The following is a 23,125-nucleotide window of genomic DNA, read 5'->3' on the forward strand; positions in this document are numbered from 1 at the left end:
CTCACGATACCGTCTCGTTATAGATACCCACGCCATCGCCGTCACCGGACTCCCGGGTCTTGCTCTGGGCCTCATCGTTTCGCTCTGCATCCAACATCGCAAGATAAGCGTCATCCACGTCACCGGTGACGTAGTTTCCATCGAAGACCGAACAATCAAAGGCCTCCACGAGAGGATTACCTTCACGGGAGCAGCTGATGAGTTCATCAAGATCCTGATACACAAGCCAGTCCGCATTGATCAAAGCACTTATTTCTTCCACGGTCTTATCGTGGGCGATGAGCTCACCGGGCGATGGCATATCGATGCCATAGACATTGGGAAAGCGCACCGGGGGCGCTGCCGATGCCAGATACACGCGGGCCGCACCGGCGTCCCGGGCCATCTGAATAATCTCCCGGGAGGTTGTGCCACGGACAATGGAGTCGTCCACAAGCATGACGTTCTTGCCCTCGAATTCCAATCGAATGGGATTGAGCTTCTGGCGCACGGACTTCCGACGCTGCTGCTGCCCCGGCATGATGAAGGTTCGGCCGATGTAGCGGTTTTTTACAAAGGCTTCGCGGTACTTGATGCCCAGAGACTGAGCCAGAGCGAGTCCCGCGGTGCGACTGCTGTCGGGTATGGGAATCACCACATCGATATCATGATCCGGCTTTTCTCTGAGTACTTTTCGTGCAAGGGCCTCGCCCTGGCGCGCCCGGGTTTTGTAAACGGAAATTTCGTCAATAAGGCTATCGGGGCGCGCAAAGTAAACGTGTTCGAAAATGCAGGGGCGCAGAAGCGGTGCCTCGGCGCACTGACGCATATGTAGCTGGCGATTCGCATCAATGTAAACCGCCTCGCCGGGGGCCACATCGCCAAGGAGACGAAACCCCAGCACATCCAGGGCAACGCTTTCCGATGCCACCATGTATTCCCGGTCGCTGCCTTCGCCGCGATAGCCCACTACGAGGGGCCGAATGCCATAGGGGTCACGGAAGGCAATGACGCCGTAGTTTACGAGCATGGCCACCGCTGCGTAGCCCCCGCGGCAGCGACGGTGTACGGCTGATACCGCGGCGAAGAGATCATCGGGCTCCGGATGCAGCTTGGCGCGCTGTTGGAGTTCGTAGGCAAAAACGTTGAGAAGCACCTCAGAGTCTGAATCGGTGTTCAGATGGCGCATCTCGCTTTCAAAAAGCTCCTGTCGCAAGGCTCGGGAATTGGTGAGATTGCCGTTGTGCGCCAGGGCAATGCCGTAGGGCGAGTTGACATAGAAGGGCTGGGCATTCGCCGCTCCCGCGCTCCCCGCGGTGGGATAGCGCACGTGACCGATACCAATATTCCCGTCCAGACGCTGCATGTGATGCTGACGAAACACATCCCGCACCAGGCCCACACTCTTGCGCTGATGGAAGCGATCTTCATTGCAGGTCATGATGCCCGCGGCATCCTGCCCCCGGTGTTGCAACACCGTCAGGGCATCATAGATCTCCGGGGCAACCCTGCCTTTTCCAACAATGCCGGTTAAACCACACACTAAGTCAGGTCCTCCAGATCAGCTATCAGCTCTGCGCAACACTGAGGTCTCATGCGTTCAGCCCCTTGATTTCCACATCTCGGAACTCATCAAAAATACGCATGCTCCACGACAGCAGAACATCGATGTGCGGCATAAGCTCTGAATCTGCCAGGAGGCTCTGCTCACTTTTAGGGACGATCTCCCGGACGACAAACACCAGAGCCATCACGATCAGGGCACCGCGGAGAACGCCAAACACCGTGCCCAGGAGCCGGTCCAGCACCCCAAGACCCGAGGCCTTGATAAGACTGGCAAAAAGTTTGGCCGACAGAGAACTCGCCACCAGGGTGAGAACAAACAGCAGGGACCAGGCGACGATATAGCGACCCGTACGATTGGCAATGAGATCACCGATCTGATCAGCCACGGTGACGGCTAACAGGTTCGCCACAATGAAAGCGACGACCCACCCCGCCAGGGAGATGGCCTCCCGCACAAACCCTCGCCAGAGACTGAGGAGTGCCGATAGCACGATGATGACGACAACAATCCAATCAAAGGCGTTGAAAGATCCAAGGTTCGGCCAATCAGTCATGGGAGATACCGTATGATCAGGGACTCGACGCGCCAGGATTCATCCACCGCATCCTTTATGGGAAGTAGCTCATCCTTGCTGTAGCGCGGCCCCACCAGCACCCGGTAAAGCACCCGGTCATTGCGCCGCATACGCTTTACGTAGCCTTTATAACCCGCAGCAACCAGCTCGTCACGAAGCTTCTCCGCCCGCGCCTTGTCACCCATGGTAGCCACCTGCAGGGAGTAGGCGACGGGTAAACCGTCTTCATCCAGAGCCGGCGCCTGAAGCGCACTCCGTGCCTCATCCAGCTCAGCAACGGGCATGGTCTCGTCCCGGGGCGGCAGACCCGCGGGCTCCAGATCGGACTCTCCGTCGCTCATGGGAAACTCCACGTCGGGGGTTTCCTGGTCCTGGGCCGCTGCCCGGGTGCCCGATCGCAATCCGAGATTGTCAGGCTCGGGAAGGGCTGTAAGGTCCACCGGCGGGGCCTGGGGCACCGCCACGCGGAGATCGGAACTCTCCTCGTTTCCCGGCACAAAGATAATCGGCCAGAAAACAACGGCCAGGGCGACCAGAATGAGCGCGCCCACAAGGCGCTGTTTGACAAGACTATCCACCGGTTCTAACTGCTCACACTGGGGGTACTGGGAAGTTCGATATTCAACAGTTCCATTATACCCGCAACGCTGTAAAAAGAGCCGCATATCACCAGACGATCGCCGGCTGCGCTGCCATCCAGTAGTTGGCTCCACACAGCGTCGGCGGTGAACTCTCCCTGGGGAATAGCGATACCCACATCATCCAGGGCCTGCCACACGGCTTCCGGCGCGGCGGCCCGATCGATACCCGGGATTGCGAGGGCGCAGGCTCCATCCACCGCGGTGGCGAGGGAAGCGGCCATGCCCGCCAGATCCTTGTCTTTCATAAGCCCCAGGGCCGCGAAGGTTTTTCCCGGAACCGGCCGGGCCTTCAGGTGCTCCACGAGAGCAACCATCGCCGCCGGGTTATGGGCAACATCAAGAAGGAGCGCCCGGCCTGCAAAACTGATCGTCTGGCGACGCGCCGGCACCGACAGTGTCCGAAGGGCTTCACGGCTTTTCTGTGGGTCGAAAGTTTGACCTAGAGATACAGCACTAGCCTGGAGCGCAGCCCCCAGATTTGAGGGGCGCAGACCATCGGGGAGCGGGACCGTTATCGACTCCCGGTGATCTTTTAAGGAAAGCTGCAAATCACCCTCATAACGCCAGGACCACTCCCTCCCCGCCCGTAGCGGGACAGCACCGATGTCATCGAGGGTATGAAACAGCGTGTCGGGATAGTCCGCCTCGGCCAGAACGACGGGGCGTCCGGGGCGAGCAATGGCGGCTTTTTCCGGCGCTATCTGCTCTACGGTGTCTCCCAGCCAGTGCTGGTGATCAAGGTCAATGGCCGTGATGACGGCGATATCCGAGTCCACCAGATTCACCGCATCCAGACGTCCGCCCAGGCCCACTTCCATCACCGCCACGTCCACGCGCAGCTCCCGAAAAATCCAGTACGCCGCAAGGGTCGCAAACTCGAAGTAAGTCAGGGTGACGTCTCCCCTTGCCGCTTCAATCGCATCGAAGGCAGCAACGATCTGCCCGTCGCTAACCGGACAGCCATCGACGGCAATGCGCTCGTTAAAACTCAGGAGATGGGGTGAGGTGTAGCGGCCCGTGCGACGGCCGTGAGCACGGAGAATGCACTCGGTACCAAAGACCACACTTCCCTTGCCATTGGTGCCGGCGACGGTGATGACCTCGGGCCCATAGGGAAACAGTGCAAGCTGCTCTGCAGCTTTGCGAACCCGCGCCAGGCCCAGATCGATATCGACGGGGTGGAGCTGCTCGAGGTAGCGCAGCCATTCACCCAGGGAGCGTTCAGGCATCCGACTTTTTGTTGCCCGACTCCTCGTTGGCAGCGGATACAGACTCGCCCGTGCTTTCGTCGCCCTCGTCGACGCCCTCATGGCTCTCGCTGCCCGCATCACCTTCATGGGCATCGGAGGCCGCGTCGACTTGCGACCCATCGAGGCTGTCGCTGCCATCATCGCTATCAGGGCTATCATCCTGCGCTGCGCTCACCGCAGGATCGTCCTCGGGGTCTGCGTCTTCGGAATCAACACCATCGGCGGAGTCCCCGTCACCGGCAGCCTCTGCATGAGCCTCGCCGGCCTCCTCGTGAGACTCCGGGTCTGCGGACGACGCTGAGTTGTCGCCCCCCTCATCATCGGCTCCCCCATTGGCCGCGGCTTCCGTACCGGGTATCGCTTCTGCTACCGCCTCAGCATCTGCCACGGTCTCCAGCGAGGCCAGCGCCGGAATATTCATGAGTTTCGCAAGGTTCCGCGCGATGGTGTCGCGCAACTCGACGCGGGGGACGATCATGTCGATGGCCCCATGCTCCAGCAAAAACTCGCTGCGCTGAAACCCCTTGGGCAGCTTTTGGCGGATCGTCTGTTCAATGATGTTAGGACCGGCGAACCCCGCCCGGGCATCGGGCTCAGCGATATTGAGATCGCCCAGCAGTGCCAGGGAGGCAGAGACACCGCCGTAGATGGGATCTGTGAGCACCGAGACATACGGCACAGATTCCGTATGCATGCGCTCGATCACCGCACTGGTTTTTGCCATCTGCATAAGGGAGATAAGGGCTTCCTGCATTCGCGCACCGCCGGAAGCGGCGAAACAGATCAGGGGCATCCGCTCTTTCAAAGCAAGCTGTGCAGCCTGGGAGAATTTCTCCCCTACGGCCTGGCCCATGGAGCCACCGTGAAAGCCAAACTCAAAAGCCACGGCAACCACGGGCATGCCATGCAAGGTGCCGCGCATAGCAATGAGCGCGTCGCGTTCGCCGGTGGTTTTCTGCGCCGCCGACAAACGGGCAGAATACTTTTTCTTGTCGCGAAACCGAAGGCGGTCTACGGGCTCAATGTGGGTAAATACTTCTTCCCGCCCCTCTTCATCCAGAAAGATGTTCAGACGCTTGCGGGCACCCAGGCGCATGTGATGATCGCACTTCGGGCAGACATTGGCGTTGCGCTCAAGATCCGGCCGGTAAAGCACTGCCTCGCATTTAATGCACTTGGTCCAGACACCCTCGGGCACCGTTGCTCGCTTGGCACCCTCGGCCTTACTGATACCCGAGGGCAGAATTTTATCGATCCAGCTCATAGAGCGCTCTCCAGCAGGTGACAGGTACGCATTATACGCATGGGTGGAAACTTAAGTGGCGTTAGCGCCGATGCTGTCCACGTGCTCCCGAATGTCCGCGAGCATGGCTTTGGCCGCCTGAAGAATCTGTGCGCTGTCGCCCCCCGCCTCGGCCACGTCCGCGAGACGCTGCACCAACGCAGAGCCCACCACTACGCCATCAGCTACTGACGCCACTGCTGCCGCCGATGGGCCATCTTTAATGCCAAAGCCCACACAAATCGGAAGGTCGGTATGCCTGCGGATTTCTTCCAGAGAGCGCGCCACGGCCTCACGGTCCAGGTTGCCGGCACCGGTAACCCCCTTGAGGGAGACGTAATAGATGAACCCACTGGCCTCCTCCGCGATGAGTGCCATGCGCGCACTCGGCGTCGTAGGCGCGATGAGAAAGATATTGTCCATTCCCACACGGCGCAGCTCCCGGTTGAGCATCGCGACTTCCTCGGGGGGGATATCTACACTCAGCAGGGCATCCACGCCACTCGCGGCGGCACGATCGGCAAACTGCGCATGTCCCATGTGTTCCACAGGGTTGGCGTAACCCATGAGAAGCACGGGCGTGGTCTGGTTATGCTCACGAAACTGCGTCATGAGGTCCAACACACCGCGCAGGCGCACGCCGCGATCCAGCGCGCGCTCATGGCCCCGCTGTATCACGGGGCCCTCGGACATGGGATCAGAAAAAGGCACCCCAAGCTCGATGATATCGGCACCCGCCTCTACCAGCGCCAGCATAAGATCGACGGTAATCTCTACACCGGGATCACCGGCGACAATATAGGGAATAACGGCTTTTCGATTCCGTGCTTTAAGGTCTGCAAAACACCCGGCTATTCGACTCATACCCGTGTCAGACCTCGATGCCTTCGAGACGCGCGACCGTCAGAATATCCTTATCGCCGCGCCCGGAAAGATTCACCACAATATGCTGATCGGGCGTCATGGTTGCAGCCAGGCGCTCAGCGTAGGCCAGGGCATGAGCCGTTTCCAACGCGGGCATAATGCCCTCGACCCGGGTCGTTTTATGAAACGCTGCCAGGGCTTCTTCATCATTGGCCGAGACGTAATTCACGCGGCCGATATCCTTAAGCCAGGAATGTTCGGGACCCACACCGGGGTAATCCAGTCCCGCTGACACGGAGTGGGTATGCGTAATCTGACCGTCATCGTCCTGCATGAGGTAGGTGCGATTGCCATGGAGCACGCCCGGAGAACCGGCGGACAAGGGTGCAGCGTGCTGCCCACTGTCGATACCGAGCCCCCCGGCCTCCACGCCGTACATGGCCACGGACTCGTCGTTCAGGAATGGATGGAACAAGCCGATGGCATTCGATCCCCCGCCTACGCAGGCAACCAGGGCATCGGGGAGCTTGCCGTTCTGCGCCAGACACTGGGCCCGCGCCTCCCGCCCGATGACGCACTGAAAGTCACGCACCAACATGGGATAGGGATGGGGGCCCGCGACGGTGCCAATGATGTAAAAGGTATCGTCTACGTTGGTCACCCAGTCGCGCATGGCCTCGTTCATGGCGTCTTTCAGGGTTGCGGATCCGGAGGTCACGGGGACTACGGTCGCCCCGAGAAGCTTCATGCGATACACATTCAGGGACTGGCGCTGCACATCCTCCGCACCCATAAACACGTGACAATCGAGGCCGAGACGCGCGGCAATAGTGGCCGTCGCCACGCCGTGCTGGCCGGCACCGGTCTCGGCGATCACGCGGGGCTTGCCCATGTGCTTCGCCAACAGGGCCTGCCCGACGGTGTTGTTTACCTTGTGCGCACCGGTGTGATTGAGATCCTCCCGCTTGAAGAAGATCCTCGCCCCGCCGATTTCATCGGACCAGCGCCGCGCTTCGTAGAGGGGTGAGGGACGCCCGACGTAATGCGCCAGATCATGGTCAAACTCCGCCTGGAACGCCGCGTCCTGTGACAGCTGACGATACACCGACTCCAACTCAGCGAGTGCCGACATGAGCGTCTCGGCAACGTACTTGCCACCGTAGGATCCAAAGCGGCCGTCCGCATCCGGCTGATTCGAGAAGCTCAAAGGGTTTAAATCAATAGTCATGCCGCTGCATCCTCATGCTTGCGTTTATCTGCTTCGCGCACCGCGTGAATAAACTCACGCATGCGTGTTGGATCTTTTTTACCGGGCGCACTTTCTACACCGCCACTCACATCAACCGCCGGTGGCGCGAGCTGCGCTATCGCCGCGCCCACGTTATCGGCGGTAAGTCCCCCTGCGAGTATCCAGGGCCGCTCCAGGGTTGGAAGACGTTCCCAGGCAAAGGTGTCTCCCGTACCTCCGGGGGCATCGGCACGCCAGGCGTCAAACAATATCGCCCGGGCATTGCTGTGCTCCCGAAGCTCTGCCGGGATATCAACCTCGGGCCGCATGCTGATCACTTTGATATAGGGCCGGCCAAACTGCTGGCAGAATGCGGCGGACTCACCACCATGAAACTGCAGGCAGTCCAGGGGGCAGCAATCCAGTATCCGAGACACCTCATCCGCCGTCGCATTGACAAACAAACCGACGGTAGTGACCAATGCCGGGGTTTCCCTGACAACGGCCGCGGCCTCCATAGCTGTCACCGCGCGACTACTCTTGGCATAAAAAACAAAACCGATGGCATCGGCGCCCGCCGCGCTGGCCGCTTCGGCCATCTCAGCGCTACGCACGCCACATATTTTCACCCGGGTCATCGTTCGACTATGCCTTGCTGCTACCGCTGAAAAGCGCGCAATGATAGCAGAAGCGACCCCTTATTCCTGCGTCGCCGACGGGAAAAATGGCAGCTCGACGGAGGTGCTCAATCCCGTATCTTCGGGGTAGCGTACCCCGCTCAAATAGAGTCCATGGGAGGGTGCCGTCGCCGCGGCCCGGGTCCGATCCCCCAAGGTCAGGAGTTCCCCAAGCCAGTCTTCGGCTTTGTCACCCAGGCCGACCTGCAAGCAGGAGCCGACAATGTTGCGCACCATATGATGAAGGAAGGCATTGGCCACCACGCGAATTTGCACGATGTCGCCGCGACGATAGGTCTCTACGGACTCCATGAACCGCATGGGCGTGGTGGACTGACAGGAAGCAGCGCGAAAGGCAGAGAAGTTCTGCTCGCCTAGGAGCGGCAGGAGGCTGCGACGCATGCGACGGTGATCAAGGGGCTGGCGCACCCATAGCAGGCGATTTGCCAGTAAGGCTGACGGTACCGGGGCGTTGGCGATGAGATAATCATACTGTCGGGCCGTAGCACTGTGGCGCGCATGAAAATCTTCGGCCACGGCGCGAGCGTCAGCGATGCGAATCGTCGCGGGAAGCTGGGCATTGCCGCCGAACACCCAGGATTTAAGGCTGCGGGCGCAGGGCGCGTCAAAGTGTACCCACTGCGCAGTTGCATGCACTCCGGTATCAGTCCGTCCCGCGCAGTAAATGCGGATTTGTGCGTTGGCAATCGTCGCCAGGGCGTTTTCGACTTCAGATTGCACCGTACGAACGTGGGGTAGATGGGGCTGAGACTGCCAGCCGCTGTAGGCGCTGCCGTCGTACTCAACCCGGATAGCAATACGCTGCCCCTGGGGCAGCGTATCCGTGGAAAATGGCCTGAGGTGAGACTCAGCCAATGCGTGTCAGGAGATCACGGGATTCCTGTTGCTGTTCCTCGGTGCCTTTCTCCATAACTTCTTCAAGGATACCGCGGGCACCCTCACTGTCGCCCATATCAAGATAGGCCCGCGCCAGGTCAAGTTTGGTTGCCATCTGGTCAGCATCTTCGGCGATCAGCAGATCTTCGCTGTCAGCGGAGTCTGCTGCGCTGGCGTCAGCGACGCCCATGGACTCTTCGGCTGAGACAAGGGCATCCGATAAATCGAGTTCCTCGTCCGCAGCAGCGAAGTCGAGTTCATCGCTACCGGCTTCCAGAGGCGTGTCCTCTTCGATCTCAAGATGTTCAAACTCGATGGAGTCGAAGTCGTCGTCTTCCTGTGCCCCGGCAAGGGACGCATCGCTCGCATCCGCATCTTCGAGGCTGAGCTCCAGGGAGTCGGGAACGTCAACGGATTCCGCCTCGCCGTCCACCTCGGGCTCCAGATCCAGGTCATCCGTGAGGTCCAGTGCCGGCGCCTCATCGTCCGCAGGGGTTTCGAGATCGAAACCGGGAGCAGTTGCCGCGGCGCTGGCTCCTCCGCCCACAAGCGCCTCACCACGGGCGATGGTGTCGGGACTGCCGTTTTCGCGCAGCGTTTCAAGCTGCTCTGCCGCTTTTTCTTCTTCGCCCATGTCGACGTAAAGCTCAATCAGCTTGACGTGGTAGAGACCATTGCCCGGATCGATACTGATTGCCGTCTCGAGAAGCTCTATCGCCTGGAGGTAGCGACCGTAGGCAATGTAAATATCCGCCTCGGCCAGGGCATCACCCGCGGCCCCCTCATCAATATAGTCGTCGTGTTTGCGTTCACCGTAACCGCGACTGCCACCGCGAGAATGCTCCTCCTCGCTCTCGATAGCCGCTTCGCTATCGTCTTCGGCAGCCGCTGCTGCGGCCATCGCCGCCGCTGCGTCATCAATCACAGGGGCATCATCGGCATCGAAGCTCTCTGACTTGAGATTAACGCCTTCGAAAACGTCGTCATCATCAACCTGGGCCGCCACGGCGGCGCTCCCCGAAGCGTCGTCTTTGCCAGCCGCCCTTCGACGCAGCAACAGCACCACCGCTGCCGCAATTGCCAGAAGGCCGCCCGAAATAGGCAGCCACGGAATACCACCGGAAGCGGCGGGAGACGGTGGGGCTTGGGGAGCTGTCCGGGGCGCAGCTTGCGGTGCGCTCGCGGTGGGAGGCGCTGTTACCTGGGGCGCGGGCGCGGCAGCTGCTGCGGCTGCGGCCTCCCGCGCCTCGCGCAGAGCCTGTTCCAGAGTCGCTATCTGCTCATCTTTCAGCGACACGATCTGTTCAAGAGTATCGAGGCGCGAGGCCATGGCGTCCAACTGTGCCGCCAATTCAGCAGAGCCTGCACTTTCTCCTGCGGGTGCCGCTCCCTCGGGAGTCTCAGCTAGCGCCTCCGTGGTGGACGCAGGGGCACTCGCTGGCTCACCCTGGGAGCTCGGACCAGCATCTGTGGCTAGACTGGCGTCGCTGCTCCGCGCCGGGGTATCGACGCTGCTGTCCGCCGATACACGCAAGGTCGCTGCGGCCGTAACACCGGGAGCACCCTGCCCCTCCCGCCAGGCCTGATTCTGTTCACGCACTTCATCCAGCGCCCGGGCAAGATCGTCGGAGCTCACCTCACCGGCAGCGGGAAGATAAATAATGTACCCCGCCTTGATGCGATTGATATTGCCGTTGATAAACGCTTCGGGGTTCAGTCGTTGAATCTCCAGCATGGCCTGTTGCACGGAGATGCCGCTGGGTTTCCCCTCGGACGCGATCTGCCACAGGGTCTCGTCGCGCTTGACCATGTAGCGGCTACCCGAGCGCGGCGCAGTGGCCGTTTCCGCGGAAAATGCACGCTGGGGCATTTCCCCCGCAGGGAGATTGCTCTCGCGCACAGCAAGGCTGTCATCCCTGCGCTCTGTGCCCGAAGATTCCGGAGGGCGGGACTCCGGCGCGAGGGCGGGTTTTTCGAGATTGGTATCCTCGGCGATACGTTCGGAAGCAGATACAGTTACGACGTCCTGTCGGAAGGCCGGCGGATCCACCAATACCGTGTATTCCCGAAGGAGACGACCGTTGGGCCAACGGGCTTCGATAATGAGATCAATGAACGGCTCCAACACGGCTTCATCGGTGCTGAGCTTGATCACGCCCCGGCCGCTGCGCTCGTCAACGACGATGTCAAACTTGATGCTGGTGAGAAAGTAACTGCGCTCGACGCCCAAACGGTCAAAGTCGTCGCCGCCCGCAAGGCGGATGCGTATGTCATCGGTAGTGAGTTGCCGGGTGTCGAGCAACTCCACCTCTGCGCGCAAAGGCTCATTAAGGAACGATTGCATCTCGATCTCGCCGAGACCCAACGCGAGCGCCGGCAACGATGCTGCCGCCCCGTACGCGATTACCGCTGCACGAACAGCAGCCCGAACCCCAGGCTTAGTCCTCGACTTAGTCACCATCGCCACGCCTTTTTATTACCCTGATTCGCCATTATGCCCGAAGCTCTCGGATCCCAGGCTCTTTCGTTGACCTTACCGTACTTGAAGACATAAAAGGCTTTTTACACAACAGCTTGCGTCAAATTACCTACAAAACGCTGCAACTTGTGGAAATGTAGCCTTGCGCGCGCGGCGGCGTCAAGTGCGGGGCTTATCACCTACGGGGGCGTTATGGGGAATTCGCGGTGCTGCGGCCCTAGGTGATCAGTTGGTCACGCAGGAGTAACTCGGCGATCTGCACGCTGTTCAATGCAGCGCCTTTGCGGAGATTATCGGACACTACCCAGAGATCCAGCCCTCTTTCATGGGAAATATCTTCCCGGATGCGGCTGACAAACACCGCATCGTTGCCGGCGCCGTCGGTGACCGGGGTCGCATAGCCGCCATCCTCACGTTCGTCGATGACCGTGACGCCAGGTGCCGACTCCAGTAGCTGTCGCGCCTCTACTGCGCTCAGCTTGTCGCGGGTTTCGATATGCACCGCTTCGGAATGGCCGTGAAAAACCGGTACACGAACGCAGGTTGGATTAACCGCAATGCTGTCATCTTCAAAGATTTTTTGGGTCTCCCACACCATCTTCATTTCTTCCCGCGTGTAACCGTTCTCCTGAAAGCTATCGATTTGCGGGAGCGCATTAAAGGCAATCTGCCGGGGATAGACCTTGCTCTCGGCCGGCTGGCCATTCAGGAGTCGGGCAGTCTGTCCCGCCAACTCCTCGATGGCGGACTTACCGGTACCGGAGACCGCTTGATAGGTCGCGACATTGATCCGCGTAATACCCACGGCATCATGCAGGGGCTTTAGGGCGACGAGCATCTGTATGGTGGAGCAATTGGGGTTGGCAATAATGCCCCGCGCATGAAAGTCGACCGCCGCATGGGGATTAACCTCGGGTACCACCAGGGGGATCTCGTGGTCCCTGCGAAAATGCGAGGTGTTATCGATGACGACGCAACCGGCTTCCGCAGCGATGGGCGCATACTCTTCAGAGATACTGCCCCCCGCAGAGAAGAGGCCAATCTGAACTTTTGAAAAATCAAAGTTCGCCAGGTCCTGCACCGCAATCTGCTTATCGCGAAAGCTTATGCGCTTGCCCGCGGAGCGCTCCGAGGCCAACAGATACAGCTCGCCCACGGGAAAGTCCCGCTGCTCCAGGATTTCGATCATGGCCTCGCCCACGGCTCCCGTGGCGCCCACTATCGCTACATCGTACGTTTTACTCATTTCATCTATGACCTGTCTGTTATGTCTTCGGCCGATGCCGGCATGCCTAGTGCGGCAACAACTGCATCGCCCATATCCGTGGTAGTAACTATAGGGTCCCCGGCGCCGGCAATGTCGGGGGTACGAAGACCTGCGTCCAGTACCTTGCCCACCGCGGTCTCGATGGCATCCGCAGCCGCAGGACAGCCGAGGGAGTAACGCAGCATCATCGCCACGGACAAAATCGTCGCCAGGGGATTGGCTTTGCCCTGCCCCGCGATGTCGGGTGCGGAGCCATGGCAGGGTTCGTAGATACCCTGGCCACTTTCATTGAGCGATGCGGAAGGCAACATGCCTATGGAACCCGTCAGCATGGCGGCGGCGTCCGACAGAATGTCACCGAACATATTGCCCGTGACGATGACATCAAACTGCTTGGGCGCGCGCACGAGCTGCATCGCCGCATTGTCGACGTACATATGCTCCAGCTCGACATCCGGGTATTCCACCGCCAGCGCCGTGACAACCTCACGCCACAGCACCGTGGCCTCGAGAACGTTAGCTTTATCCACGGAGCACACACGGCCGCCGCGCTTGCCCGCCAACTCAAAGGCCAGTCTCGCGATGCGGCGGATTTCACTCTCACTGTATATATAGGTGTTAAAGCCTTCGCGCTCGCCGTCTTCGCGTTCGCGAATCCCCCGGGGCTGACCAAAGTAAATCCCGCCGGTAAGCTCGCGGACAATAAGAATATCCAGCCCCGCCACCAGTTCCGGCTTCAGACTGGAGGCGTCCACAAGCTGCGGGTACATGATAGCCGGGCGGAGGTTGCCGAATAGACCGAGCTCAGAACGAATGCGCAGCAAACCCTTCTCCGGGCGCAGATCACGATCGAGAGCATCGTAGGCGGGCCCGCCTACGGCGCCCAGCAGGATTGCATCGGCGGCGCGGGCTTTTTCCAGGGTCGATGGCGGCAGCGGGTCGCCCTCGGCGTCACAGGCAGCGCCACCGATCAGAGCGGAGTCTGTGGTGATGTGCAGATCATAGAGCTGGCAGACCCGTGCGAGCACTTTTTCGGCCTCGGGCACAATTTCCTGACCGATATAGTCGCCGGGCAAAAGAAGGACGGTCTGGGTCATGCGTGAGCTCCCGCGCGAAACAACCAGGGCGAACGTTCCCGGAGCCGGCCTTCATAGGCCTCAATGGCTTTTGCGCTTTTCAGGGTAACCCCGATATCGTCGAGCCCCTCGAGCAAACACTGGCGACGGTAGTTTTCCACGGGAAAGGGCCAGCGTCGGCCATCCCCGAGAATGACTACCTGCTCTTCAAGATCCACCGTAAGGCGAAAGCCTTCTTCGGCATACATGAGGGTGAACAGATCATCCACCTGCTCTGCGGGCAGCACCACGGGCAGCACACCATTTTTGAAGCAGTTGTTATAAAAGATGTCCGCGAAGCTGGGGGCGATCACACAGCGGAATCCGTAATCCTCCAATGCCCAGGGTGCGTGCTCGCGACTGGAGCCACAGCCAAAATTTTCCCGTCCAAGGAGCACCGACGCTCCCGCATAACGGGGAAAATTCAGGGGGAAGTCCGGATTAACAGGCCGCTCGCTGCAGTCCTGTCCGGGCTCACCCTCATCGAGGTAACGCAACTCATCGAAGAGGTTGGGACCAAAACCACTGCGCTTGATGGATTTTAAAAACTGCTTGGGGATGATCAGGTCCGTGTCCACATTGGCACGATCCATGGGCGCCACTAATCCCTCGTGTACCGTAAAAGCCTTCATGCCCGACCTCCCGTCACGCCCTCTGTAAAGTCTCTGACATCCACAAAATGCCCCGCGATCGCAGCGGCGGCTGCCATCCCCGGGCTGACCAGATGGGTGCGTCCGCCAAAACCCTGACGACCCTCAAAATTGCGGTTGGAGGTAGACGCACAATGTTCGCCCTTGCCCAGCTTGTCGGCATTCATGGCCAGGCACATGGAGCAACCCGGCTCCCGCCATTCAAGCCCCGCATCCAGAAACACCTGGTGAAGACCCTCGGCCTCAGCCTGAGCTTTTACCTCCCCCGAACCCGGCACCACCATGGCCTGTTTCACCGACGCAGCCTTCTGACGACCGCGCACCACGGCCGCCGCTTCCCGTAAATCCTCAATGCGGGAGTTTGTGCAGGAGCCAATAAATACGCGATCTGCAGGGATGGCGGTAATGGGTATGCCGCCATCGAGACCCATGTAGCTCAGGGCTCGTTCCGTCGCCTCGCGCTTGCCCGAGTGACTGATATTCTGGGGATCCGGCACCGTCCCGTGGACCGGGGCCACCATCTCCGGCGAAGTACCCCAGGTCACCTGGGGTGCAACGCTTGCCGCATCGAGATGAACCTCGCGATCAAACACCGCGTCAGCATCGCTGTGCAGATCCCGCCAGGCGGCCTCGGCCAATTCCCATTGCTCACCCTTGGGCGCCATGGGCCGGCCACGCACGTAATCGAGGGTGACATCATCGACAGCGATCATGCCCATACGGGCGCCCGCCTCAATGGACATATTGCAGAGCGTCATGCGCCCTTCCATGCTGAGGGCCTCTACCGCTTCGCCAGCGAACTCAATGGCGAAGCCCGTGCCCCCCGCCGTGCCGATTTCGCCGATGATCGCCAGGGCAAGGTCCTTTGCGGTTACGCCCAGGGGCAGACGTCCGTCTACGCGGATGCGTAGATTCTTCATTTTCTGCTGCACGAGACACTGGGTCGCCAGTACATGCTCCACCTCGGAGGTGCCGATACCATGGGCGAGTGCGCCCAGAGCGCCGTGGGTGCTGGTGTGGGAGTCACCACAGACCACAGTCATGCCCGGCAGGGTTGCACCCATTTCCGGACCTACAACGTGGACGATGCCCTGACGGCGGTCATTGATGGGTATTTCCTCAATACCGAAATGCTCGCAGTTATCATCCAGCGTCTGAACCTGTAAGCGCGACGTAGCGTCAATGATGCCGGCAACGCCCCCGGCGCGTTCCGCCGAATCCGTGGGAACATTGTGGTCCGGTACCGCCAGGTTGGCATCCAGACGCCAGGGCTGCCTCCCCGCCAGTCGAAGCCCTTCAAAGGCCTGGGGTGACGTCACCTCGTGAAGAAGATGTCTGTCGATGTAGATCAACGCGGAACCGTCCTCCCGCTCTTCCACGAGATGCATGTCCCAGAGTTTGTCGTACAAGGTTTTTCCCGGCATGGCAGTGTGCTCACAACGCAGTTAACTGAAAACGGCGCCATCCTAGGCTTGCATCAGCAATAACTCAAATCTATTATTTTTATATACATGATTACCTTGGGTTATCAATGGACATTGCTAATCTCCGCGCTTTCGCCGCAGTCGCCGCAGGAAAATCCTTTTCCAGCGCGGCTACGCAACTGCACATTACCCAGCCCGCCGTGAGCAAACGCATCGCTGTGCTTGAGGCCGAGCTCGACGCGCCTCTTTTTGATCGCCTCGGCCGCCGTATCGAGCTGACGGAAGCCGGTCGGGCCCTGTTGCGACACCTTCCGGAGATCGAGCAAAGTCTTCGTCAGGCCGAGCGGGCCGTGCGGGATATCAACGGCGAAATCTCCGGCCCCCTGCGCATTGCCACCAGCCATCACATTGGCTTGCACCGCTTACCCCCGGTGCTCTCATCCTTCCAGCGCCGCTATCCCTCGGTAAACCTCGCCATTGAATTTCTGGATTCCGAGCAGGCCTATGAGCGCCTGCGGGTGGGTGATATCGAACTCGCCGTCGTCACCCTTGCACCGGGCGATGTATCCCAGTTGCACAGTGAAGTGATCTGGACCGATGAATTATCCGTGATGATTTGCGAGGAGCACGCCCTCGCCGGGCGTCATCGGGTTCGCATTGCGGAGCTGGCCGAACACCCCGCGGTGTTACCGGGTCTGGATACCTTTACGGGACAGATTGTGCACCAGCACTTTGATGCTGCCGGTGCATCCCTACAACTGCGCATGGCCACGAACTACCTGGAAACACTGCGCATGATGGCGGTGGTAGGTTTGGGATGGACGGTGCTGCCGGGCACCATGGCCGGTCCCGAGCTGCAAACACTCCGCGTCGAAAACACGCGACTCTCTCGATCCCTGGGTCTGGTGCATCATCAGGAACGGAGCCTCTCACGAAGTGCCTCGGCTTTTCTTACGCTGCTGCGCGAAACGGGAAAGGCCTCCTGAACACACTCGAGGCGCCCCTGAGCAATCCCGGGGCAATCAATCCTCCGGGGCATCGTCACCTAAAATGATGCGCGCTTTTTCCGCGTTCTCTTCCGTGACCACCAGCCCGCCGTGATCGGGGCAATAGAAGGTCCCGCTGTAGCGCATTATCGCTTTATCGCCGTCGAAGATAGCGCCGCTGCAAAAGCCGAAACGACGCTTGGCCTGCACATGATCCGTGCGTGTTTCCAGCCAGTGGCCGAGGCGGCCCGGCGCCATGAAGTCAAAGCTGAGATTGATGGTTGGGGAAGCCGCAGGCCGATCGCGCAATACCCGGATGCTATTCGCTGCGGCGATATCTGCCAGGGTCATCAGCGCACCGCCGTGAACGATCCCCATGGGATTGAGATGCTGCTCCTCCACAAGAAGACCAAAGCTCACCTCCGTACCGACGATGCGGCGGTAAAAAGGGCGCAGGCTATCGGCGTAGCCAAGACCCGCCGGTAACAGGGAAAAGCCTTCGGGAACCGCTACCGCAGCGCTGTTTTCCTGCTTATCAGTCATTACTTCACAATCCTTTTGAATAAAAAAATCTGCCGGACATCAGAAGATGCCCATCTCCAGCCCCGCCGCAAAGCCTGCGCCGTATTCCCGGGCGTTCTGCAGGGCCTCCTCATCCGGCACTCCGCGAATGATCAGGGGTTCCAGGGCTTCCGTAAAAGGGATGCCTTTGAGAATGCGCTGTGCCTCGGCCACGGCACCACGCCCGTCATTGCCCGCGGACACCAGAAGCGCGTAGGGCAAAGTGGACTGGTGATCAATGAGTGGATAAAAGGTCCTATCGAGGAAGTCTTTCATAGCACCGGCCAGGCGCCCGGAGTTTTCGGCGCACACCAGAAGCAGTCCCGTGCTCGCCAACACCTCGGGCGTACCGGTATCCACCGCACGGCAAAAGCGTACCTTCGGGTCGTGTTCGAGGGCCCCTTCAAGGCTCGCTGCGGCGAGCCTCGCGGCACTGCCGCTTTGACTGTGATAAACGACTAGCATGTCAACCGCTTGAAACTCCTCCCAGCTAGCTCAAGATGTGGATAAAGCAGTGTGCAAAAAAAATGCAAGGCCTTCATAGTTATTCACAGCCGAAATTACGGGATAGCAGCCTAAAACTTAAAATTATAAAATAGTAATTAAAATCAATAAATTAAATACATAAATTAAAGCCACTTATCCGGTTATTTTCTGCTAGCACATTGTCAGATTTTTTTGCAAGCGCTGTGGATAAGTTTATTTTTTTGCGCTGTCTGCGACCCCCTGGAGCGTCTTGTGGCGCATTTCCCAGCACTGATGAGGCACGGGATTACGTTGAAAATCCGGGTCTAAAGTGGACCGGGTGATGTCTTTTACAGCGAAGCGCTCACTGACCTCGCCATCGAGACGAAACTTGCGGCGATTGTTGGAAAAATACAGTACGCCCTCGGGAGCCAGCCGCTGCATCGCGAGATTCAGTAAACCGCCGTGATCCCGCTGGACATCGAAGCTACCGGGCACTTTTCGGGAGTTAGAGAACGACGGCGGATCCAGGAGAATCAGATCGAATAGCTCGTCCCCCTCTCGCAGCCATTGCATAACATCCGCCCGCACCAGATGATGCCGCGTTTCCGCCAGGCCATTATGGGCCAGATTTTGCCCAAGCCAGCGCAGATAACTGTTGGATAAATCCACGCTCACGGTCTCCCGGGCACCGGCAAGGGCCGCATGCACCGTGGCGGAGCCGGTGTAACAGTAGAGATTCAGAAAACGCAGTCCCGTCGCCTCTGCCGCAATACGTAAACGCAGGGGCCGATGATCCAGAAACAGCCCCGTGTCGAGGTAATCGTGAAGATTGACCAGGAGTCGTGCCTCGCCCTCGCGCACTGACAGCATCTCCCCTTCATCACCGCGGACCTCATACTGCGCCTTACCGCGTTGGCGTTCGCGCTGCTTGAACACAATCCTGTCAGCACTAACCCCCGTCGCCGCAGGGAGGCTTTGACGCACATCGTTCAAGCGCTGAGCAGCCGCTGCCTCGCTGACCTGCGCCGGCGCCTTGTACTCCGCCACGTGCAGATAATCGCCGTAGCGGTCCACGGCCACAGCATATTCGGGGATATCTGCGTCGTAGAGTCGATAACATTCGTTGCCGCTGCGCTTGAGCCAGGACGCAAGCTTGCGCTGATTTTTACGCAGGCGGTTGGCAAACATCTCCGCTCCGTCACTGAGCTCCGGTAATGCCTCCGCCTCGGGGATGTCGATCTCCAAGTCCTTCCTCGCGACCAGCGCGTCACCGTCGGCGAGGCGGTTCCCCTCAAGATCCAGGAGCAGCAGCGTGACGGGCAAACGGCCGTTGAACAGCTGGTACTGCTTATGGCTGCGCAGCCCCAGGGACCGACCATGCTCCCGGTCCCCGGCGAGGATAGCCGCCTGCCAACCGGCGAACTCCCGGTGAAGCAGTTCGCCAAGGTGACGATAGAGTTGCGGCAGGCTGTCTTTACGCCCGATGCGCTCACCGTAAGGGGGGTTGGTGATAAGCAGGCCTTTGGGCAGCGCCACGTGGGTCGGTTTGCGCACTTCGCCCAGGGCTTTGACGCTGACGCGCACCCACTTTGCGAGCCCTGCCGCAGCAATGTTTTCTTCCGCACGGCGAATAACTTTGGGATCGGCGTCATAGCCACGGATCTCCGGCAACCCTGCCGCGAGCCCCCGCTCTGCTCTGCCCCGGGCTTCACTGTGAACCGCCGACCATTGCTCAGGGTCATGGCCTTGCCAGCCCATAAAATCAAAACGCGTCCGACCCAGGGCCGGCGCCTGATCCGCAGCTATCTGCGCCCCCTCCAATAACAGCGTTGCAGAACCGCACATGGGATCCACCAGGGCAGCACCCTCTCTCGCCAGCTGAGGCCAGTCCGCTCGCAACAGGAGCGCCGCGGCTAGGTTCTCCTTGAGGGGGGCATCTCCCGCGGCGCGGCGATAACCACGGCGATGGAGGCTCTCACCCACCATATCCAGGGCCACATCGATATGATCACGATGCAATCGCACAACGATGTGGAGATCCGGTGCCTCGGGATTGACCCTTGGAGGCGCCCTGCCCGCTGCGCGATACTTATCCAGGATGGCATCCTTGCTGCGCTGGGCACCAAAGCGGGTGTTGCGAATCTCGCTGTTCGTGCCGTTAAAGTTCACCGCAATACTCGCGCCCTCGGCCAGGAGATCGGGCCAGGGTATCTCCAGGAGCGTTGCGTACAGTGCATCCGCATCCCCGGCAGCCCCTTCGCCAACGGGTAACAGCACCCGGGTCGCAATACGCGACCAGAGACAGACCCGGTACATGACCGCACGGGTGCCCGTAAAACTCACTCCGGCCTGCTGCTCACGGATATCCGTGGCGCCCAGGGCCTCGAGCTCCGCGGCCAGAACCGGCGGTAGCGCCCGGGGGCAGGTCGCGAGCCATTGACGGGGCGTATCAGCGATCACTGTTTCGGGGCTTCACTTTACGCACTACCGGCTTTGGCTTTGGCTTTGGCTTTGGTTCTGGCTCTGGCTCTGGCTCTGGCTCACGGACTGGTTTGGCTGTCGTCGCGCTGGGAGTCATGGGGGCCGCGGTTTTTTTCGCCGTGGGACCTGACTTCGTTTTTGGGCGCCGGGATTTCGGCTTTGACGTGGTTTTTGTCCGGCCTTTAGCCGTAGCTCCCGCAGCTTTGGGCCTATTGGCTTCGGCCTCCCGCTCCATGACATCCACCACCAGCCGGGTTGAGGAGTCCATGTATTCAATAAACCGCTGATAGCCCTCATCGCTGAGATCCCGGAGAAAATCATGCTGGCGGTACAGATTCACGAAGCGACGCTCCCGCTCAAAGTTGCGCGGTAGTGCCATCACTCCCCACTGTTCCAGGGTCGCTTCCAGCTGCGGGTTATAACTTCGCAGGAACTTGATAAAAAAGGGGACGGGATCGTGCCGGGCGAGCAATGATGCCGTGCGCAGCATGACCTCCAGGGGCAGAATGGATTCACCACGCTCTACGTCGGCAAGAACCGCATCGTCCTTCAGATCGAGACGATCCGACAACTCGCTGATAGTGAGGCCCGCTGTCTCCCGGGCATCGCGGAGAAAGTGCCCCGCCTCCGCCATCGCCTCCAGGCGCTCGGGTGACGCCCCATTCAAGAGCAGATCCCGCACCCAGGAGTCTCCGAACATGGCGCTCATGGTGGCCACATCCACAGCAAGATCCAGGGTGCCACCGGCCACTTTACCGGCGCCTTTGATCAGCGTATCCAGGAGAGAGGATCGCGCGGATGCAAAGGTCGCCATCTTGTCGCCGGCTTCGGAGAATGCCTTTTTCGAGTCGTTTGTCACGGTGAGAGCATAACGCAGGGGGACCCCACACCCTAGGGAGCGTTGGGGAGTTGCCCTCCCGTTTCCAGGGCATTGATGCGGGTGAGTATCTCTCGCCACTGAAGATAGCGATCCTGCACGCTGCCACTTAAGCGAAACACCCCGTCATCAACCTCCAGCACCGTCTCCAGGGATTCACCCGAAAACCCTTTTACCAGCTCCCGAAGATCCTCTTCCTGGATTTTCACCTTGCGATAGCTGGCGTAAACCTGCTGCATCGCGGCGTAGGAGCCGCGGCGGGCGTTAAGTTTTCGTTCCGCTGCGGTGCTGCGGTAATCATCGCCAAAGCGTTGCAGCTCGAAATTGTATTCCCGCCAGAGGGCGTAGCTGTCTTCGACCTCGCCCCGCAGGTCGCTGTACTGCTCATCCACGGCATCAATGAACAGATCATCCTGGCGGCGCACACGCGCCAGGCGCTGAAGCATGGGGTCGCCATCCGCCGGAAAACTCACCAGGGCATAGCCCCCCTGCTCCGTCTGAGCGATAAAACGCTCAAAGCTTGCCGGGGATAAACCCGCAGCGAAACGCATGAGCGCCAGGCGTTGAAGCGACTGCCGCCGGCTATCGTTTAAAGACTTTCCGATGCGCAGGAGATCATTACTCATCGCCCGGTAGATATCTTCAAAGGGTTCCTTGCCCGGTTTCACGGGATAATCAGCGCTGTTCGCCTCATCGCGATAAATGCGATCGAGAAGTAGCTGGCCGTCAGCAGCCCGAAGGCGCAACTGCAGTTCCAGGACGGCGCCATCGGCCCGCAGAATCTCCCCCTCTACCAGCAGTGGCATAAACACATCGTCGGAGTGCACCACGCGCACAGCGCCCCAGGCACCGCTATCCTCGAGATAGGTCGACAGCGTTACGGGTATGAGCAGGGACTCGGCTTTTCTTACCGTCGGGAATACCCTCGCTCCGTCCTGACGGTTATCCAGACCCTGGTCGAACACCGCGATGCCCAGATCCAGCGGCACAGATGCCATGCCCGTGGTTTCGAGGCGCACGGAACCCACGGGCGGTGCGAGGGGTTCGGGCTCCGGTGGCGCCTCGGGCACACCGCGATTGTTACTACAACCCTGTAAAAACATGAGCAAAAGGAGAGCCAGACCAAAGGGACGCGGCATCATGAGGCCTCCGTGGTACAGACACGACCCCGGGTCAGTGTCTCTACACAGCGGTAACCGTTACTCCCGGGAACAAACCGCCGATAGACCCGGCGTATGGAAAAGGGATCAGAAACGCCTCGGGAAAAAAGACTGGTGACAATCGCCAGGGTGTCACCGGTGCGGGAGACAGACAGACGATGGACGATATCCAGGCCATCGGGGAGACGAATCTGAAAAACCAGTTGCTGCCCGTCCCAGAAACAACGTTCACTGCCCAGACCGTAGTCCACCTGCACGGGCGCGTCGGGCCCGTAATCACAGCTTAAAGAAAAGTTGCCCTCTCGCTCTACGCGAATCGCAATGCGGCTCTGCTCAATTTCCAGGAGCTGAGACTCCGTGATCATCTCTGCCATGCGGGCCATCGCCAGCACTCTTTCCTGGGACGAGGTGGGAGGCGTCCCGACGGTGTTGCGGCTCCTGTCATTGGCGTTGCGCGCCGCCTGGGCCCGCAGTCCGCGCATGGTGGCGTTGAACTGCGCCTGAAGGTTGTCGCTCCTCGCGTAGTCGAGCTCCCAGTTTCCGGACATATCTACGGGATCCGCAGCCACCTCCTGCTGCACCGGCTGATCAGCACAGGCAGTGAGAAGAAGCACCAGCAGTGGCAAGGCACAGAGGCACCGCGGACGAAGACGAGTCAAAGAAAGCATGGATATCCGGAGCATCGACGGGTAACAAAG

The 23,125-nt window shown here is 59.9% G+C and carries 20 protein-coding genes and 1 pseudogene; 1 reads left to right on the forward strand and 20 read right to left on the reverse strand.

Annotated elements, in window-relative coordinates; translation table 11 throughout:
• Nucleotide 1 precedes the first annotated feature (1 nt).
• From purF to leuC, 14 genes and pseudogenes are all read right to left on the reverse strand, one after another.
• Nucleotides 2-1,522, reverse strand: a complete 1,521-nt coding sequence (purF, locus tag KT71_RS10665) for an amidophosphoribosyltransferase (RefSeq protein ID WP_008295395.1) — start codon at nt 1,520-1,522, stop codon at nt 2-4.
• A gap of 49 nt (nt 1,523-1,571) precedes the next feature.
• Nucleotides 1,572-2,099 carry a CvpA family protein gene (locus tag KT71_RS10670; protein ID WP_008295394.1) on the reverse strand — a complete coding sequence of 176 codons (528 nt, stop codon included), beginning with the start codon at nt 2,097-2,099 and terminating at the stop codon, nt 1,572-1,574.
• Nucleotides 2,096-2,698 (reverse strand): SPOR domain-containing protein, encoded by a 603-nt coding sequence (locus KT71_RS10675; RefSeq protein WP_008295393.1) that lies wholly within the window; start codon nt 2,696-2,698, stop codon nt 2,096-2,098. The genes KT71_RS10670 and KT71_RS10675 overlap by 4 nt, the downstream gene beginning before the upstream one ends.
• 5 nt (nt 2,699-2,703) lie before the next feature.
• Nucleotides 2,704-3,990 carry a bifunctional folylpolyglutamate synthase/dihydrofolate synthase gene (locus KT71_RS10680; protein ID WP_008295392.1) on the reverse strand — a complete coding sequence of 429 codons (1,287 nt, stop codon included), beginning with the start codon at nt 3,988-3,990 and terminating at the stop codon, nt 2,704-2,706.
• Nucleotides 3,991-4,432: 442 nt separating this feature from the next.
• A pseudogene (accD, locus tag KT71_RS10685) lies at nt 4,433-5,275 on the reverse strand (acetyl-CoA carboxylase, carboxyltransferase subunit beta); the annotation flags it as partial.
• 51 nt (nt 5,276-5,326) lie between these two features.
• On the reverse strand, nt 5,327-6,157 hold the full coding sequence (trpA, locus tag KT71_RS10690) for a tryptophan synthase subunit alpha (RefSeq protein WP_008295390.1): 831 nt from the start codon (nt 6,155-6,157) through the stop codon (nt 5,327-5,329).
• A 7-nt stretch (nt 6,158-6,164) separates the two neighbouring features.
• Nucleotides 6,165-7,385, reverse strand: a complete 1,221-nt coding sequence (gene trpB, locus KT71_RS10695; protein WP_008295389.1) for a tryptophan synthase subunit beta — start codon at nt 7,383-7,385, stop codon at nt 6,165-6,167.
• Nucleotides 7,382-8,023 (reverse strand): phosphoribosylanthranilate isomerase, encoded by a 642-nt coding sequence (locus KT71_RS10700; RefSeq protein WP_023659599.1) that lies wholly within the window; start codon nt 8,021-8,023, stop codon nt 7,382-7,384. The genes trpB and KT71_RS10700 overlap by 4 nt, the downstream gene beginning before the upstream one ends.
• Before the next feature lie 60 nt (nt 8,024-8,083).
• The gene (gene truA / locus KT71_RS10705) at nt 8,084-8,938 is read right to left on the reverse strand and encodes a tRNA pseudouridine(38-40) synthase TruA (RefSeq protein ID WP_023659600.1); all 855 of its coding nucleotides are present in this window, start codon (nt 8,936-8,938) and stop codon (nt 8,084-8,086) included.
• Nucleotides 8,931-11,420: a motility hub landmark protein FimV gene (locus tag KT71_RS10710; RefSeq protein WP_023659601.1), complete on the reverse strand. Its 2,490-nt coding sequence runs from the start codon at nt 11,418-11,420 to the stop codon at nt 8,931-8,933. Before KT71_RS10710 ends, truA begins: the two co-directional genes overlap by 8 nt.
• Nucleotides 11,421-11,655: 235 nt before the next feature.
• A complete protein-coding gene (locus KT71_RS10715) occupies nt 11,656-12,684 on the reverse strand; it encodes an aspartate-semialdehyde dehydrogenase (protein ID WP_023659602.1) in 1,029 nt (342 codons plus the stop codon).
• Between the two features lie 5 nt (nt 12,685-12,689).
• Complete coding sequence (gene leuB, locus KT71_RS10720) at nt 12,690-13,802, reverse strand: 3-isopropylmalate dehydrogenase (protein ID WP_023659603.1); 1,113 nt, start codon at nt 13,800-13,802, stop codon at nt 12,690-12,692.
• Complete coding sequence (leuD, locus tag KT71_RS10725; protein WP_008295388.1) at nt 13,799-14,452, reverse strand: 3-isopropylmalate dehydratase small subunit; 654 nt, start codon at nt 14,450-14,452, stop codon at nt 13,799-13,801. The genes leuB and leuD overlap by 4 nt, the downstream gene beginning before the upstream one ends.
• Complete coding sequence (gene leuC, locus KT71_RS10730; protein WP_008295387.1) at nt 14,449-15,894, reverse strand: 3-isopropylmalate dehydratase large subunit; 1,446 nt, start codon at nt 15,892-15,894, stop codon at nt 14,449-14,451. The genes leuD and leuC overlap by 4 nt, the downstream gene beginning before the upstream one ends.
• Nucleotides 15,895-16,001: 107 nt before the next feature.
• Between leuC and KT71_RS10735 the strand changes: the two genes are divergently transcribed.
• Entirely contained in the window at nt 16,002-16,880 is an 879-nt protein-coding gene (locus tag KT71_RS10735) for a LysR family transcriptional regulator (protein WP_008295386.1), read from the forward strand.
• Between the two features lie 36 nt (nt 16,881-16,916).
• On the opposite strand, the gene KT71_RS10740 is transcribed toward KT71_RS10735, so the two are convergent.
• The 6 genes from KT71_RS10740 to KT71_RS10765 form a co-directional block, all read right to left on the reverse strand.
• Entirely contained in the window at nt 16,917-17,423 is a 507-nt protein-coding gene (locus KT71_RS10740; RefSeq protein WP_008295385.1) for a PaaI family thioesterase, read from the reverse strand.
• A gap of 39 nt (nt 17,424-17,462) precedes the next feature.
• Nucleotides 17,463-17,906 (reverse strand): flavodoxin family protein, encoded by a 444-nt coding sequence (locus tag KT71_RS10745; RefSeq protein ID WP_008295384.1) that lies wholly within the window; start codon nt 17,904-17,906, stop codon nt 17,463-17,465.
• A gap of 234 nt (nt 17,907-18,140) precedes the next feature.
• Nucleotides 18,141-20,369, reverse strand: a complete 2,229-nt coding sequence (gene rlmKL / locus KT71_RS10750) for a bifunctional 23S rRNA (guanine(2069)-N(7))-methyltransferase RlmK/23S rRNA (guanine(2445)-N(2))-methyltransferase RlmL (RefSeq protein ID WP_008295383.1) — start codon at nt 20,367-20,369, stop codon at nt 18,141-18,143.
• On the reverse strand, nt 20,359-21,249 hold the full coding sequence (locus KT71_RS10755; RefSeq protein WP_008295382.1) for a helix-turn-helix domain-containing protein: 891 nt from the start codon (nt 21,247-21,249) through the stop codon (nt 20,359-20,361). The genes rlmKL and KT71_RS10755 overlap by 11 nt, the downstream gene beginning before the upstream one ends.
• Nucleotides 21,250-21,281: 32 nt before the next feature.
• Nucleotides 21,282-22,409 carry a hypothetical protein gene (locus tag KT71_RS10760; protein WP_008295381.1) on the reverse strand — a complete coding sequence of 376 codons (1,128 nt, stop codon included), beginning with the start codon at nt 22,407-22,409 and terminating at the stop codon, nt 21,282-21,284.
• Complete coding sequence (locus tag KT71_RS10765; protein WP_023659605.1) at nt 22,406-23,095, reverse strand: hypothetical protein; 690 nt, start codon at nt 23,093-23,095, stop codon at nt 22,406-22,408. Before KT71_RS10765 ends, KT71_RS10760 begins: the two co-directional genes overlap by 4 nt.
• Between the last annotated feature and the right edge of the window lie 30 nt (nt 23,096-23,125).

The sequence above is a fragment of the Congregibacter litoralis KT71 genome, from assembly GCF_000153125.2.
Lineage (GTDB): Bacteria > Pseudomonadota > Gammaproteobacteria > Pseudomonadales > Halieaceae > Congregibacter > Congregibacter litoralis.